Annotated in this window: 11 protein-coding genes; 5 read left to right on the top strand and 6 right to left on the bottom strand. The window is 34.7% G+C overall.

The genetic code is table 11. The features are described from left to right. Window positions 1-203 precede the first annotated feature (203 nt). Both QY331_14465 and QY331_14470 read right to left on the bottom strand, forming a co-directional pair. On the bottom strand, window positions 204-611 hold the full coding sequence (locus QY331_14465; protein WKZ69161.1) for a hypothetical protein: 408 nt from the start codon (window positions 609-611) through the stop codon (window positions 204-206). Further along, complete coding sequence (locus QY331_14470; GenBank protein WKZ69162.1) at window positions 604-1,215, bottom strand: nucleotidyltransferase domain-containing protein; 612 nt, start codon at window positions 1,213-1,215, stop codon at window positions 604-606. Before QY331_14470 ends, QY331_14465 begins: the two co-directional genes overlap by 8 nt. A 329-nt stretch (window positions 1,216-1,544) precedes the next feature. On the opposite strand from QY331_14470, the gene QY331_14475 reads away from it, so the two are divergent. Then, window positions 1,545-4,241 (top strand): DEAD/DEAH box helicase family protein, encoded by a 2,697-nt coding sequence (locus tag QY331_14475; GenBank protein ID WKZ69163.1) that lies wholly within the window; start codon window positions 1,545-1,547, stop codon window positions 4,239-4,241. 15 nt (window positions 4,242-4,256) lie between these two features. Beyond that, a complete protein-coding gene (locus tag QY331_14480; protein WKZ69164.1) occupies window positions 4,257-6,146 on the top strand; it encodes a site-specific DNA-methyltransferase in 1,890 nt (629 codons plus the stop codon). Between the two features lie 434 nt (window positions 6,147-6,580). Here QY331_14480 and QY331_14485 read toward each other — a convergent pair whose 3' ends face one another. The 4 genes from QY331_14485 to QY331_14500 form a co-directional block, all read right to left on the bottom strand. Next, window positions 6,581-8,458: a phage/plasmid primase, P4 family gene (locus QY331_14485; GenBank protein ID WKZ69165.1), complete on the bottom strand. Its 1,878-nt coding sequence runs from the start codon at window positions 8,456-8,458 to the stop codon at window positions 6,581-6,583. After that, window positions 8,448-9,401, bottom strand: a complete 954-nt coding sequence (locus QY331_14490; GenBank protein ID WKZ69166.1) for a tyrosine-type recombinase/integrase — start codon at window positions 9,399-9,401, stop codon at window positions 8,448-8,450. The genes QY331_14485 and QY331_14490 overlap by 11 nt, the downstream gene beginning before the upstream one ends. Window positions 9,402-9,654: 253 nt before the next feature. Then, entirely contained in the window at window positions 9,655-10,467 is an 813-nt protein-coding gene (locus tag QY331_14495; protein WKZ69167.1) for a hypothetical protein, read from the bottom strand. A 218-nt stretch (window positions 10,468-10,685) separates the two neighbouring features. After that, entirely contained in the window at window positions 10,686-11,699 is a 1,014-nt protein-coding gene (locus QY331_14500) for a tyrosine-type recombinase/integrase (GenBank protein WKZ69168.1), read from the bottom strand. 362 nt (window positions 11,700-12,061) lie between these two features. Here QY331_14500 and QY331_14505 point away from each other — a divergent pair, with 362 nt between their 5' ends. The 3 genes from QY331_14505 (at window position 12,062) to QY331_14515 (ending at window position 16,303) form a co-directional block, all read left to right on the top strand. Next, window positions 12,062-13,645 carry a T9SS type A sorting domain-containing protein gene (locus tag QY331_14505; GenBank protein ID WKZ69169.1) on the top strand — a complete coding sequence of 528 codons (1,584 nt, stop codon included), beginning with the start codon at window positions 12,062-12,064 and terminating at the stop codon, window positions 13,643-13,645. A 445-nt stretch (window positions 13,646-14,090) separates the two neighbouring features. Continuing rightward, on the top strand, window positions 14,091-14,855 hold the full coding sequence (locus tag QY331_14510; GenBank protein ID WKZ69170.1) for an MCP four helix bundle domain-containing protein: 765 nt from the start codon (window positions 14,091-14,093) through the stop codon (window positions 14,853-14,855). Then, window positions 14,852-16,303: a TrkH family potassium uptake protein gene (locus tag QY331_14515; GenBank protein WKZ69171.1), complete on the top strand. Its 1,452-nt coding sequence runs from the start codon at window positions 14,852-14,854 to the stop codon at window positions 16,301-16,303. Before QY331_14510 ends, QY331_14515 begins: the two co-directional genes overlap by 4 nt. The last annotated feature ends 102 nt before the right edge of the window (window positions 16,304-16,405 follow it).

The raw sequence follows: 16,405 nt of genomic DNA on the forward strand, positions 1-16,405 counted from the left end.
TGTAGCGGCTTCTTTAGTGAAGTCGCTACGTACTTTAATTATCATTAAAGAATACTTCCAATGAGGTAGCCAAAATATTTCACAAACTTATTCAAAGAAAATACCTCAAAATATATTATTAAAAAGCCTAATGAGCTGGACGGTTGGTTCGCATAAATATTAGGATTGTATAACAGAGTATCCATGAGATAAAACCTCACTATTTAGGATAAAATCAATTCAACCCACGCACTAAATCTTTCAAAGTGTTTCCGTAATAGCTGGATGTCAGAAACTTTATACAGTTCTCCTTGATAGGAAACAATATTCTTATGATCGATCAACTTTTCAAAGTGAGCTATAGCTTTACTTTTCTGTTTATCGTTTGGGGCAGCTTCCTTTAATAATTTGATAATCTCATAATGATTATCCCCGGTGCATTTTACTGAGGCAAACCGTATGGTAACTGCATCGGCAAGAGCAATTGCAGCGTGAATAATCAAGACCCCGGCTGCATTGTAGTATTCATAATCTGCCGCAACGTCAGCTCCATTTATAAAATTATGAGAGACTTTGATAAACTTGGAATAGTCGGTTGCATCATATCTTTTTCTTGGTACTTTTTTAACCATGGATTATCCTATTTATTGATTTACCGGAAATAACATTACCTTCTTTGATTATATTATCAATTGGCGGCTTTATATTTTTAGCCCTTGATTTAAATTCTCGCTCGGTTATATAGAATGGGGCAAGATTAACACCAAATTCATTAAACAGCTTATCACGTAAACTACTTATCTTCTCCTCAACAAGAGCTTTCTTTCCCTTATAGACAATGCATAAATCTAGATCGCTTTCAACTGTTTCATCTCTTCGCGCGACACTACCAAATATAATTAAGCTAATTGACCACTTGCCAAGACTCTTTTTAATACTTTCAAATATTGCGTTTATATATTCTCTTTCATATGAGTATAGGTTTTCAATTATTTGCTTGTTTAGATAATGATTCCGGTTTAAGGTAAAATAGTGAGACCTTCCGGCTGTAATTCTATTGACTATTTTGAGAGCCTCCAAGTTTGCAAGGGTATTGTGGGCGGATTGCGGTGTTAGATTAGTAATCCTAGCAAGCTCACGACCGGTTAAACCCGTATTGCGAATTGAAAGTTCTCTTAACAATGAAACCGCTGAAGGAGCAGAAAATATGCTGTTCAGTACGTTATAGATTTTCATCTTATCTCACTTATTCTGTGTCTATTATTATTGACATATGTCTAGTAAACTTGACACAAAGATAATGATTATTATGGAAATATATAATAGAAATTTTGCGATATAAGGGAAAGTCAAAAAAGATTTATTGGGAGAATTCATTTTACTTAGCTTAAATAGAATTCCCAGGGTTTCGAGAGAGATTGGAATAGGCTCGATATGTAACACTTAAGCTTAGAGAAGATTTATCCTTAGTTGAAACTGCAAGTTCATGTAAGATCATCCGTAAGCTTTAATCTTGATTTATTTTATGCTAAATTCGGATTGCAATTCAAAAATACTTATAGTGAATGATTCTAAAACTCGAACAACTCGAATATCAGCAAAAGGCGATTAACTCAGTTATAAAAGTTTTTGAGGGACAGGAACGAAATACCTTCGAGAACGCCGGGAGTGATGGAATTCGTTCGAATATTCTTACGCTTACCAAAGATGAACTGTTAACCAATATTAAAAAAGTCACCGAAGAAAACGGGATATCCTTGGAAGCTGGTAAACTTTCCCAGGAGAATGATCTTTGTATTGAAATGGAAACCGGAACGGGTAAAACTTTAGTTTATCTAAAAACAATTTATGAATTGTATGCTCGTTATGGTTTTACCAAGTTTATAATATTGGTTCCAACAGTTCCTATAAGAGAAGGTATCTTATCAACGTTTGAGGCATTTCATAAACAGTTGGACGATCTCTATGGATTTACGCCGAACTTATTCGAGTATGATAGCAAAAGATTGAGTAAGGTAAAGAGTTATATAGAGGAGCAGCATCCGCAAATAATGGTAATGACGCTGCAGTCTTTTAATTCTGAAGATAAGATTCTGAATCAGGCTGAACGAGAAGATCTCTTTGCTAACCTAGCATACATCGATGCGATTGGCGCAACTAATCCATTTATTATAATGGATGAGCCGCAAGAAGGAATGGATACAGATAATTCCATAGAACGTATTAAGAAGTTGAATCCAATTTATAAACTCCGTTATTCGGCTACTCATAAAGTAATGAGAAATCTCATCTATCGCCTAACTCCATTTGAAAGTTATAAACAAGGTTTGGTTAAAAAGATAGAGGTTCTTACCGTTACCGAAAAGAATGACGAAGCCTCAATGAAAGTAGAGATTGATAGAATAGACACTTCTAAAGATATTAAGGTGAAGCTTAAGGCTTGGCATCTTACCGCAAGCGGCTATAAGTTCAAAGGGACTAAACTCCTTGGCAAAGATGATAAACTTGATGAAGTAACAAATAATGTTAGTTACCCTGGATATGAAATTGACCGTATTACAAAACCGCCTATGAAAAAAGGATTCGTGCAGTTTAAGAATGGCGTAGTAATTAACGAATCAGAGAAGGCTCAGGATTTTTCATTGATATTCGGTGAACAATTATATTGGCTAATATATAGTCATTTCGATAAGAAGGAAAAACTAAAGAAGCATGGGATCAAATGTCTGTCGCTGATATTTATAGACAGAGTTGCAAATTATATAGATGACAATGGAATTATCAAGACAGCTTTTGCTGAACAATACAATAAAGTCTATAAAGAAGTTTATAAAAAAGAGCCATCAAAAGAGGATATAGAAAATATTCAAGGATACTATTTTGCTCAAACCGGCAAGGGAGATTATACCGATAGTGAACGTTCCATGAATACGAACAAAGAACTCTTCGATCTAATCTTGAGAGATAAAGAGAAGTTGCTTTCAATAGATAACCCGGTAGAATTTATATTTTCTCATTCGGCTCTTGGGGTTGGATGGGATAATCCAAATGTTTTTAACATCGCAACCTTGAATCAGTCATATAGTGAGATTAAAAAACGTCAAGAGATCGGGCGCGGATTAAGAATATGTGTAAACCAAGACGGACGGCGAATCTATGATAAGCCGTCAGTACGCGAAGGCGAAGAGATCAATTTACTTACGATTATTCCTAATGAGACATATGAAGCGTTTGCCGCTCAATATCAAAGTGAAATAGTTGAGATTTATGGCTCAACCGAAGCCGGAGCAGAAACAAGGCATACCCATAAAGGTGAAAAGAAATCAGAGAAGAAAGCAACAAGAAATAAGACTCTGTTTGAGTCAGAATCTTTTAAGAAGTTCTGGCGTAAACTAGCACGCAAAACAGATTATTTAGTTTCCTTTGATGATGATGTGATAATTGCAAAATCCATCGAAGCTTTGAAGACGATTAAGGTGGAAGCTCCTCAAGTTGAAGTGGCTTTGCACCGTATAAGCGATATCCAGGATGTATATACTACTGCTGAGAATAAAGGGCGTCAAGCCGGGAAAGGAAAAGTTACTTTTGCGCCAATGGATATAATTGAAGAGATCAGCGAAAACACAGGGATTTCATACAAATCTGTTTTTGAAATATTAAAAGGAATTGATAATTATAATGAAGTAGCCAAGAATCCTCCTAAGTTTTTACAAGAAGCTGTTACAAAGATCAGGCAAATTGAGTTAGATGAATTAGTAAGAGGCTTGACATATAAGCTTAACGGTGATAAGTATGATTTAAATGACTTAAAAGAAATCATCATCCGTAATACTGATAGATTTCAAGAAACGCCCAACAGAGGAATCTACGATTTGATGTTCTGGGAAAGTGATATAGAAAAAGAGTTTGCCAAGGAAGCAGATACAGATAGTGAAGTTGTATGTTTCTTAAAGCTGCCGGAATTTTATAAGATCGATACTCCGATTGGTCCCTATAATCCGGATTTTGGAATTGTACTAAAACGGAAGAAGATTAAAAGCACTGATGCCGATGAATTTTACTTTGTTATAGAAACCAAAGGCACTAATGATATAAATGATCATAAAGCTCTAACGCTAGATGAAATCACAAAGATTAAATGCGCACAAAAGCATTTTACTGCCCTTGGCATAGATGCATTTTTCGATTACTATGCGCCGGTTAAAGAGTACAAATCATTTAAGAAAAAAGCTGATAGTAAAGTATTAGCCGCGGATATTTAAGACGGAGAAATTTTTATGAGTAAAGGAAAATATATGATGGAAACTCCCGATCTTAATTCGGAGCGATTAGAGACATTGAAAAAACTATATCCGGACTTATTCACAGTTGAAGGAAAACTTAATACTCATGAGTTGGAGAAATTAGTTGATCCGGCTGCAGTTCATGAAACCGAGCGATATGAGTTTAAGTGGTTTGGTAAAAGCGAAGCCAAGAGAAGAGCATTTACGCCGAGCCGAGCTACATTAAGATATGATGTTGACCGTTCTGTGAATCCGGATAAGGCTGATGGCAATATGATTATTGAGGGAGAAAACTTAGAAACATTAAAATGCCTCCTTGCTGCATATAGAGAAAAGATTAAATGTATATACATTGATCCGCCGTATAATACAGGAAAAGATTTTGTTTACAGCGATAAGTGGGATGAAAGCAAGGAATCTTACTGGGAGCATATTGGCGTTACAAAAGACGGTGTTAGATTAGATACAAATACTGATTCAAGCGGCAGATACCACAGTAATTGGCTGAATATGATGTACTCCCGGCTTCTTATAGCCCGGCAGTTGTTGCGTGAAGATGGCGTTATCTTTATTTCGATTGATGATACCGAAGTTCATCATTTGCGAAAATTATGTGACGAGATATTTGGTGAGGATAATTTGGTGGGCGAAATAACTTGGTTAAAACGTGCTGGAAGGAGTAACGATGCAAAACTCATGAACAATGTTGCTGAATATATTGCAGTATATCGAAAGTCGGATAAGCTTTCACAAATGCGCGAACCACGCCCAGAAGAATCAAATAAAGGTTATTCAAACCCAGACAATGATCCAAGAGGTGATTGGACAAGCATTTCCTATGTAAGCCAAAGACCAAAATCCGAGAGACCAAATTTATGCTATAGCATCATAAATCCATACACGAATAATGAGATATATCATCCAACTCATTCGTGGAAGTATAGCAAAGAACAAACCGATTTGCACATCAAGGAGAATCGCTTGTATTGGGGAGAAGCTGGTAATCATACCTATCCCCGTCTAAAAGTATTTATGTCAGAATTAAAAGAAGGACTTGTTCCAATCAATTTTTGGAATTATAAAAACTCAGGTTCCATCGATGAAGGTACGAAAGAGGTTGATCAATTATTGGGAATAAACGTTTTTGATTATCCTAAACCGGTTAGGTTATTAAAAAAGATTATTGAAACTGCCGCATCTGAGAATGAAATTGTCCTTGATTTCTTTGCTGGCTCTGGAACCACTGCTCAGGCAGTTATGGAGCTTAACAAAGAGGACGGCGGGAATAGAAAATTCGTCCTTATACAGATACCGGAATTAACAGATGAAAAGAGCGAAGCCCATAAAGCCGGATATAAAAAGATTTCTGATATAACAATTGAACGTAACAAAAGAGTCACAGCCAGGATAGAAAATGAAATGGCAGATAAACCGGACTTGTTCAAGGATAAGGATTTATCTCTTGGCTTTAAGGTCTACAGACTTGCTAAATCCAACTTCCCTCGAGTTGATTTTAGACCGGATCCGGATAAATCAGAAGAAGAGAATGCCGCGGCGTTAGAGAAGTATATATTAGAAAAAGAAGCCTCATTTATAAGTCTTACTAATGCGGCTGATGTGATGGATGAAGTACTGTTGAAAAATGGCTTTAAACTCAACTACAGCAAGGAGAAGATTAAGAGCTTTAAGAAGAATGATCTATATAAAGTCTCTGACGGCGAAAGATCAGCACTGATCTGTCTCGATATGAAGATCGAGCCGGATACTTTTACAGAACTGCAGAGTTATAAGGATACAAAGTTTATATGTCTAGAGCAATCGCTGGATACAAAGATGAAGTGGAATCTCAAACAATTACTGGGAGATTATTTAGTAGCTTTCTAGAGATACAAATATATTCATGTATATCCTATATATATTGGACAGTTGAATCTCCTCCTTGAGCATGGAGAACGGAAGTTCTCCTCCATTATATCCGATGTAAAAAGCTCAATAATGATTACAGCCAAAATTAGAAATCATATCATATATTATAGATTATACATTATATCCTTATGTGGAAAGCAATATATATTATAGACATATATATATCAGCAAAGGTGGAAAGGTGGAGATTGTTCTTGTAAATACTAAAAGATTAATTGCTTGTAAAAGTTTCAGTTAATGTATGGGTGAGTACTCCACCTCTCCACCCATATATGAAATAGGAGCTATAGAATTAATAATTCAAGGGATGAAAAATCAGTGCTTGCGGAACTAATTGTTCCACAAGCACTATATCTGTTTGATTCATGATTTACCAACAAAGAGGTTTAGACTCACTCCTCGCCATTATACTCAGGTAAGTTCAGAAGTTCATCCTCGCTCAAAGGTTTAGAATGAGGTGAAATCCCGATTTCTTCCATGAGTTCATACAATTCTTCGTATTCTTCAGAATCTAAATCCGGGAATAATTCTTCTTCCTTCGTGGCTTCCTCAGTCTGTTGAGAAATTCCGAGGATTGATTTAATCGGTTCAGCATCTGCCGTGTAATCAAACTCAGAATCATTTACTTTTATTCCTATAACCCAATGAATTTTCTTGTAGATCTTCCCGGAGTGTGATTTAACGTGATTTATGATATGGGTCGGACAATGGAATAAGGACTCGAGCGTATTCATAAACTCCGTTCTGGACTTGGCAGTTGTGCCTTGTTCTTTGTTGCACCAGTGCTGGTATGAAGCATAGATATGCTTTAATGTTGTCGCGCAATCAATTCCACTTTCGGCAGTTAGATCACAGCTTTGTTCAACAAACTCACCTATAGAATTTGTCTTTCTTTTAAAGACTTCGATGTTTTCATCAACATGTTTGGGAGAATCAAAATACACGGATCCGTCTTCTCTTATGATTTCCGGTACTTTTGAAAGTACAAGATTTAAAATTCCCGATAATTCCATTATCAGTTTTTTATCAAGCGTTGGATCAGGATTTTTTTCGAAGTTATTCTCGAATTTAACTATTTGTAACCTTCTAAGAATTGCATTATCAACCTCTTTGAATGAAGGCATTCGATTAGCTGCAATTATGAGTCGCGCATTGTTATAAAACTCCAATGGTTTCTCATAAATTTGCCGAGCAGCTATGGTATCGCCTCCGGAGAGTGATTTTAGAATGCTCGATTCCTTTTCTGAAGATGATATTTCGTTAGAGAAATTCGCCAACTTACCAACTAACTGTTGAACGGAATAATTCGCGTTTGTGGATAGATCTTTTAATGACTGATTGCGTACATTCTGTTTGCCAAGAAAAGCCGACCACAAATTAATAAGTGTTGACTTTCCATTTGCTCCCTTACCAAGAAGGAAAAGGAATTTCTGGTATTCATACGTTGGGATCATTGTGTACAACATCCATTTGAGTATGAAGTCAACAACTTCTTTCGAGCCAAGTATTTCAATGATTTTTTCTTCAAACAATTTACACTCAGCCGCAGGATCATAAACTAAAGGAAATTGTATTGTTGATTTATGATGAGGCGTATGTGGCATAAGTTGCTGTTTGCATAAATCGTATAAACCATTTTTGAAATTAAGAATCATTTTATCGCTATTGAAATCCCTCTCGAAAAATAATTCTTCTTTTGTTTTGAGTCGTTTGAATAATCCATTGATTCGTGTAGTGTTTATTTGCTCCGGTTCATAAATTGCATTGAGAAAACTCTCAATGTGCATTTTACATTTATCCTCATGTAGTACACTCCAAACACCATCTTCATAATAATAAAAATTATGAGTTGCAAGATGATATAAGATAAAGTGCTTGTTGTAATCAATGAAATATTTTGCCGCATATGACTCATTGAATTTTTCACTGACTCTTTCCGGCAGTTCAAGTGGAGTTTTTATGTTTAATGATTTTGCAAGAGAACATAAATTCTCCTTACCACAAATCATTTCACATAAATCACTTTTAGGTTTTTCATCAGTTTGAATTGAGTTCCATATTTCATCAACCCTATTCAAATCAATACCGGCATCGAAGCAAAGAATTTGAAACTGCTTTTTACCAATTTCTTCGAATTCGGAAAAGAGAATTGCTGACTTTAAAAGATCATAATCTTCTAAATCCTCTTTGCTTATCATTTTATCTAAATTATTTACCATATAATTGCATCTTTTTTTCATGACTTCTAATTGTTGTAGATTATGCTGCATAATTAAACACCTCCATTGCTTTTTTTAAGTTATTGAGATTTAGGTGAGCATATCGTTCTGTTGTTTTAACATTGCTATGCCCCAAGATTTCCTTTACTGTGTATAAATCAGCTCCATTTTGCACTAAATGACTCGCAAATGAATGACGGAGCGTGTGGAAATGGATTTTTTCATCGAACCCTAATTTTCGCACAATTGATTTGAACAGTTTTGAAATGTAGTCTGTGGAATAACGATAACCGTTCTTCTTACAGAAAACATATCCATTTGAGCTATTGTTGTTTCTTAATTCTAATAGAGCAGAATGCAATCGATTGGATAATGGAATTATACGTTGTTCACGAGTTTTTGTTATGAATTCATTATCACCGATTGTAATTACTCGATTAGAGAAATCGACATTACTCCATTTTAGATTGATTATTTCTGATAATCTACATCCCGTAAAGAATGCAAACAGAAACAAAGTTGAATGGGTAACGTCTACAGTCTCTTCCAGAATTAGATTCAGATCTTCTACCGTCAGATAGAAAGGAAACTCCAATTGCTGTTTACTAAGTTTTACTTTAGTAAACGGGTTGTCGTTAATGTACTCCCAATCTTTAGCTTTATTAAAAGCTGCTTTGAGGTTGCGATAATAGACGCGATACCCTTTGGGAGCGGTCTGCTTTAGCCAATCAATGAAATCAATTATTCTTTTAAAATTGATATCGATCAGCTTAGCATCTTTTCCAAAGAACTCAATCATTTTTTGAAATGAAAGTTCGATGGATTTGTTGTACTTTAATGAGTGATAGGATTTAGAATACCGAGTGTATTCTTGGCTAAATCCATCAAGGTGCAACGAACTGCTACTTCGCTTTTCCAAAAGATTCGAAAGCGAATCATGGAGGAATTTCATTTCCTCCGTCGAGAAGTTGTTAAGATTGTTTTTGAAATTCATGTAGAATCTCCGTTTTATTTTGAGTTACAGAGATTATTGCAGGAGACGTTCCGTTAAATTCCGTGAAATGTAATCTGCATTTTTAACGATTATGAAAAGAAAATATTGATAGGGCGAAGAAAATGTTATGTCTCAATTTTTGACAAAAATTTAACGGTTCTTAACAAATAAATTATTGATGGAATAATTCACGTAAATTAACGGTATGATTTCTTCTGAGGATTAAGTCTTTACTTAATTGCGAGTAATAAGGCTAATTAATTTCTAATTGCAAATCTTTTTTCAATGTATTACAATTAATTATTACTTCTCCCTTGCAATCATAGAATGATTTCGTTTTACCATCATATTTGATGTTATGCTTTTTAAGATCTTCCTCAAAAGAGGAGCGAGCTTTTCCATAAGTTCTTGCTATCTTTGATAAATCTGCTTTACCTCCGTTTAATGTCGAGGTTAATTCCGCTCCTTCTTTCAATGCTTCTATCACATCCGTCTCAATTGTTGAGTTAAAGCTTTTGATTTCTTTTGTAGAAGTTTTAGATTGATTGTCAATATAGATTGCTTCATCAATACTAGCTCGAAAATCTATAGAGAGTCTGTCATGCTTAAAAGCCTCTGCTAAAAGAATGTATGGTCTAAAATATGAATCGATTTTCATTCTTACTTTTTCCACATGTATCTCAATGCAAATAATTATATCATCCTTCAATAAATGATAAATATTCTGTGAATTAAAGAACTTTTTTTTCTTAGTGTAATCTTCTATCGAGATAGATTCTTGTTTTATACTCAAATATTCATCAAAATCATTTTCCATAATGCTGACTAGGTCGCGAATGGAAATAATGGCTAAATTATTTCTAAATGACTCGAATTCACTTCCGCGTTTATATCCAAATTCATCTGGCTCCTCCAAGTTAAATGGAACAGAAGGCATTTTTCCTTTATTAGTTTTTGTCCCCAATTCACTTAATTTCTCTTGGAGTTTCTCTCTATAAATATTTAAAAATCCACTTTGTAAGATAATGTCTCTTTTCTGCTCTTTTGAAAGTTGAGAATTGATCATACTTGTTCCGATTTTGTTCAATTACAATATTAATGAAAAACTAAAGTGTTAGAAATACTTCGATTTTTCTTAACACTTTTATTCAGAAGATTCTAATAAAAGTTTAGAAAATTATTAAAATATATTATTCTTGACAAATTTAACCAATATTTAACCGATGTTATATCTCAATCCCAATGGAGATTTATACATTATATACAGTTCACCTTGCTGTTATATCAATCGTTTGATAGCAATTCAATCGCATTCTTGAGTGATTCCCTATTTAGGTGTGAATAAATCTGAGTTGTAGAGACATCACTATGTCCAAGCAGTTCTTTTATCACATAAATGCTTGCTCCTTTTTGTACTAGTTTACTTGCAAAGCTATGACGTAGGGTATGGAAGTGTACATCTTGATTTAATTCAGCAGCTATAATTGCCTTCTTAAATGATTTGCTCACATGATCATTGTTGAATCTAATTCCATTGCAATTTGTGAACACATATGCTTCTATATCCACTGAGTCTTTATATAAATCTTTCAACAGATAATAAACAGTGGAATTCATTGGAATTGTTCTTGCGGCTTTACTTTTTGTAGTAAAATTGTGATTACCCACAACAATAATTTTTTCAACCATATTTATTGCCGACCAGGTTAGATTAACTAACTCACCAAGTCTAAGACCCGTATTGTAAGCCATAATAAAGATATTTCTCATTGACACATTATTTGTATGAGCAAGTATTCTATTGAACTGATCATCTGTTAGAAATACCGGATACTTTCTGTTTGTCTTAGGTGTTTTAACTCCCTTGAATGGATTCTTAACAAGTAATTCCCATTCAATAGCTTTGTTCATAGCAGCTTTTAGTGTACGATTATAGAGATGTGCTGAATATTTTGCTCTGGAATATGTTTCCCCAATAAATTTTTCTACATCATGCTTTGTTAGCTGAGTTAATTGTTTGTCACCGAAGTAATTTATTAATTGCCGGAAAGAGAGGTCGATACTTCTGATGTATGACTCAGTGTACCGATGTTCTGCATATGCAGTATATTCTTTCTTAAAGGTACTGAACTTAATTGCTCTCGTTTCTTTAGGTTTGGTTAATTCTGCTTCAAGGTTGGAAGCAAATTTAATTGCTTCGGACTTTAGTTTAGAACCACTAGAGATTCTGCGGATTTTGTTTTGGATTGGATCAAGGAATTCTACATGATAAACATTTCCTCGTTTGAAGATAAACATAATGACCTCCTTTGCTACAAGAGGTCTTACGATAGCTTACTGAACAGTCCACTGAACAGTGCTCAAAATTGCTGAAAAAACAATCATTAAATGCAATATACCGGCTTCTTTGTAATCAGCAGGTTGCGGGTTCGAGTCCCATTGCCAGCTCACAAAAACCCCGATTATAGTTTATAATCGGGGTTTTTTATTTATTCTATTTCGTTTAATACCTCATTTTACTTTCAAACCAAATCGTAAACCCGATTATTATAATATCATTTTTACTCGTTTAATAATCTTCTGTTTTGATTGCTGCACATTTGTATTTATTATGATGATCAGCTTGATTATTTTTAAGTAACAAATATTGGGGGTAGAAGATGAAACCTTTGGACATATCTTCTTTATCCTCCGTTCGGAATACTTTCTATATTATACTTTTCCTTTCCATTGTTTTATTAGCCCAAAAATATCCAACACTAATAACTTCCATTGAGCAGATCAATTATATTAAACCGATTGAAATCGAAAACTCAGCATCAGCTTTGATTACTATCAATTATGATTCACCGCCTGATCAACAAAGACAAGTTTTAAATATCGTGGCAAAATCAGTCAATCCTGGATTTGAAGATGTTTGGTGGGGACAGAATATTATACTTAATCCATTCTATACTCCTGTTACTTTGAATTGTGTGCTGGATCTCCATTCTGTTGGAGGACTGAGCGGAATGAATCTTCAAGAATTATCGATTGCTTACATTTTGACAGAGAAACTTTTACTTGAAAAGCCTAACCTGCCTCTTGAGGAATTTTCAGAATATCTTATCGGGGATTATAATTATGCTGTTGGAAACGGAGTTGAAACATCAACAAAAATAGACTCAATAGAAGTAACCCCATTAATTCCGATGTGGACTCCCGAACGAGATACTACATGGATTTACAGAGGATGTGAAGTTCCTAATATTGATCTGGACAATTCGACATATCCATTCAATATGGACAATCAGGGAAATATTTTATATCAGGGGGATCTTAACGCATGCGCTCAGGCATCTTTAGCAAACAGTTTTGCTTGGCTTGATTCAAAACATTCTGAATTCAATACAGGATTATCAACCCGGCAGATGATTCAACAGCTTGATGAGGCGGTAAATAGAGATTTTGCTTCCGGAGCTCCGGATATGCAGGGCGTAATTGAAGGTGCATTGGATTTCATAGATAGTAATCGAATTCCCATCTCGGTGAAATTTCAATCCCTCGGATTGAATCGCGATATTGATTCTCCAAATTTTGATTACGGACATTCTGCTGAAAATGAGGGAATTAATCCTCAAAATCCGAATGCTAATCAAGTATCATGGGATTGGATAAAAAGCGAAATGGATGCCGGAGAAGATGTAACAATGGTTTACTCAAATTGGGATGGAACAGGTTGGAGATCAAGCCATGCAGTTACTCTAACGGGGATCTCAAAAGATGCAAACAATATGAAATTAACTTTCAAAGATGATACGGATCAACTGAATCCTGGAGGGGCTTCCGAAACACAGATTGACGTTCGATTAGTTAATGGTTGGCTGGTTACAAATCAATTAAGCGGAGGACCTGGGAATCAAATTATCACAGCAGTAGTTTCTAAGAGCTTTGATCCTACTATTTCATTTCCAACAGGAGGTTTGCTGGAAAATCAACAGTTTAAGTTTGTCCTGGGTCAAAATTATCCTAATCCTTTTAATCCGGTTACTCATATACCATTTTCAATATCAAAGACTGATTTCGTAATATTAAAGGTGTATAATATTCTGGGACAAGAAGTTGCTGAACTTGTTAATAAAAAATTTGAATCAGGAGCGCATGAAGTGGAATTTTATTCTAATAAAATAGGAACCGGCGTATATTTTTACAAAATTTCGGTCGGGGAGTTAACAAAGACTAAAAAAATGATACTAAGAAAATAATAGAAATCGGGACTTAGATGTCCACCCCGATTATAAATCAAAAGAATACTATTTTACTAATAACATCTTCTTAGTGGATGTATATTCGCTTGCAGTTGTCTGATAGAAATAAACACCACTGCTAAGATTTGAGCCGTCAAAATCTATTCTTTAATTACCGGCTGACCTAAATTCATTTGGCAGAGTTACAATTTTTTCACCAAGTGAATTAAAGGATGAAATATTAACATTGCTGTATTTAGGAATGCTAAACTTAATAGTACTACTTGGATTAATTGGATTTGGATAATTCTGTACTATACCCGATAGTCATATAGTCTGATAAATATTCCATTATTACTTTTTCTATTTTGCCGATACTAGAGCTAAAATAATTTTTATAATTTCTATAATGGATTTTAGTTAAGTTAGTTTATTGCCTTTAAATTTGTGCAGTGAGGTTAATATGAAACTACGACTTAAAATTCTTTCCGGTTTCTTAATACTAGTTATTATGCTAGCCGCAGCCGCAGTATGGTCAATCTATGAAATCAAATCGATCGGTTCTTCAGTTAATGAAATAATGGAAGACAACTACAAAAGTATCGACGCATCCAAGAAAATGATTGAAGCATTAGAGCGCGAGGATAGCGGTGTTCTTTTACTAATTCTTGGTAAATGGGATGAAGGTAGAAAAATTATTGCCGATGCTGATATTCAATTTCAAAATGCTTTTAAAATCGCAGCTAATAATCTCACCATTGCAGATGAAGGGAACTACATTGAGAAAATTAAAAATAATTATGCGAATTATAAAAATATCTGGGAAAGACCAATAGTCGGGACTTCAAAAGAAGGTGATATTAATTGGTATTTTGAAAGTGTACACAAAGAATTCTTAACTGTAAAATCTTCCGTAAATGATTTAATGAGTATTAATGATAAAGCGATGTTTTCGACAGCATCCAATTTGCGTGAGCAAGCTAACCGTGCACTTATGCCTGCTATTATTGCTATCCTTTCAGCATTAGTTTTTTCTCTTATGTTCAATTACTTTGTCAATTATTATTTCGTGAATCCAATAATGAAAATTAATAACGGCGTTAAAGATTTTATTGAAAAGAAAAAACCATATTCAATAAATATTGAATCAAAAGATGAACTTACATCACTAAATACTTCTATAAGCACTTTATGTTCATTATCGGAGGCAAATAGAAATATAAAATGAGACTCTATTTTGTATTGAGATATGTAGGATTAGTGCTGCTAATAGATGCTCTTTTTTTATTAATATCGGCATTTGTCGGGTTGGCTTACGGCGATAATTCTTTTGGTGTTTTATTTTATAGCGCTGTTGTCACAGCATTATTCGGTCTCTTTCCCTTAATTTTTGTTCCTCCGGCAGATAATATAACCCAAACCGAAGGTTTATTTATTGTTGTTGCAAGTTGGATTCTCACTTGCATTGTAGGTATGCTTCCGTATGTTATGTGGGGAGGTGAATTTACTCTCTCAAATGCCTGGTTTGAAAGTGTCTCCGGTTTTACAACTACCGGCTCTTCGATATTAACCGACATTGAAAAGCTTCCATACGGATTATTATTCTGGCGAAGTGTTACTCACTGGTTAGGCGGAATGGGAATAATTATGTTTGTACTTTCGGTACTTCCCTCTTTGGGTTCCGCCAGTATGATTCTCTATCGAACTGAAATGTCACCTGTGGCGCAAGATAATTTTAAGCAAACTGCAAAAAAAACTTTAAGAATTGTTTTAATGGTTTATGTCGGTCTAACTTTTCTTCAAACAATTTTCTTGATGATTTTCGGAATGAATTTATTTGATGCAATTACTCATTCATTCGGGACGATTGCGACCGGTGGTTTTTCTCCTAAAAATTTAAGCGTTGCGTACTATGATAGTCTCGGAATCGAGATCGTCATAATCGTATTTATGATTTTATCCGGTTTACATTTTGGTTTACTTTTCACAACATTTTTTGAAGGTTCGCTAAATATTTTTAAGTCAACAATAGTTCGTTATTACTTATTTATAATGATTGCCGGAATCGCCATTGTTACCTTTAATACTTACGGAAGTAATTATTCTAACTTCACAGATGCGCTAAGGTATTCAGCTTTCCAAGTCATTTCACTCGGAACTTCTACCGGGTTTGCAACAACAAATTCCAGCGTTTGGCCGGCTCTTTCTCAAATCCTTCTGATGTTCTTTGCCCTGCAATGTGCCACTGCCGGATCTACTTCGGGTGGTATTAAAGCCGATAGGTTTGTTATGCTTTTTAAAGCGATCGGTAAACAATTAAAACTTCTTAGACATCCTCGAGCAATAATAAGCCTTAAAATCGGTAACAAAAATATAAAGGATGAAGATTCGTTCTTGGGCATCCTTTATATTGTAGTCTATTTATTGATTGTGTTTGTAGGTGGATTATTATTAGTAGCATTTAATGTCGATCCGCTTGAAGCTTTTACCGGAACTATTGCCGCTGCGGGTAATGTCGGTCCCGGTCTCGGCGAAGTTGGTTCAACCGGAAATTTCAGCATGATCCCAAATGTCGGTAAATGGATTTTATCTGCTGTTATGCTTCTTGGTCGGTTGGAAATTTATGGTGTGATCCTATTCTTTTTACCTCAGACATGGAAGCTAAAAAGTGAGTAAAATTTGTTTGAATAGTAGATAGCAAAAAATCATTTCTAAAAAACAATTCATCCAGCAAACCAAACTTTAATAGTTAAGTTATAATCATTTTTTATTATTTTA

It is taken from the genome of Melioribacteraceae bacterium (assembly GCA_030584085.1).
Lineage (GTDB): Bacteria > Bacteroidota > Ignavibacteria > Ignavibacteriales > Melioribacteraceae > SURF-28.

Excerpts from the sequence above, each read along its gene's own strand:
- QY331_14465 (WKZ69161.1), bottom strand. The coding sequence starts at position 611 with ATGGTTAAAAAAGTACCAAGAAAAAGATATGATGCAACCGACTATTCC.
- QY331_14470 (WKZ69162.1), bottom strand. The coding sequence starts at position 1,215 with ATGAAAATCTATAACGTACTGAACAGCATATTTTCTGCTCCTTCAGCG.
- QY331_14475 (WKZ69163.1), top strand. The coding sequence starts at position 1,545 with ATGATTCTAAAACTCGAACAACTCGAATATCAGCAAAAGGCGATTAAC.
- QY331_14480 (WKZ69164.1), top strand. The coding sequence starts at position 4,257 with ATGAGTAAAGGAAAATATATGATGGAAACTCCCGATCTTAATTCGGAG.
- QY331_14485 (WKZ69165.1), bottom strand. The coding sequence starts at position 8,458 with ATGCAGCATAATCTACAACAATTAGAAGTCATGAAAAAAAGATGCAAT.
- QY331_14490 (WKZ69166.1), bottom strand. The coding sequence starts at position 9,401 with ATGAATTTCAAAAACAATCTTAACAACTTCTCGACGGAGGAAATGAAA.
- QY331_14495 (WKZ69167.1), bottom strand. The coding sequence starts at position 10,467 with ATGATCAATTCTCAACTTTCAAAAGAGCAGAAAAGAGACATTATCTTA.
- QY331_14500 (WKZ69168.1), bottom strand. The coding sequence starts at position 11,699 with ATGTTTATCTTCAAACGAGGAAATGTTTATCATGTAGAATTCCTTGAT.
- QY331_14505 (WKZ69169.1), top strand. The coding sequence starts at position 12,062 with ATGAAACCTTTGGACATATCTTCTTTATCCTCCGTTCGGAATACTTTC.
- QY331_14510 (WKZ69170.1), top strand. The coding sequence starts at position 14,091 with ATGAAACTACGACTTAAAATTCTTTCCGGTTTCTTAATACTAGTTATT.
- QY331_14515 (WKZ69171.1), top strand. The coding sequence starts at position 14,852 with ATGAGACTCTATTTTGTATTGAGATATGTAGGATTAGTGCTGCTAATA.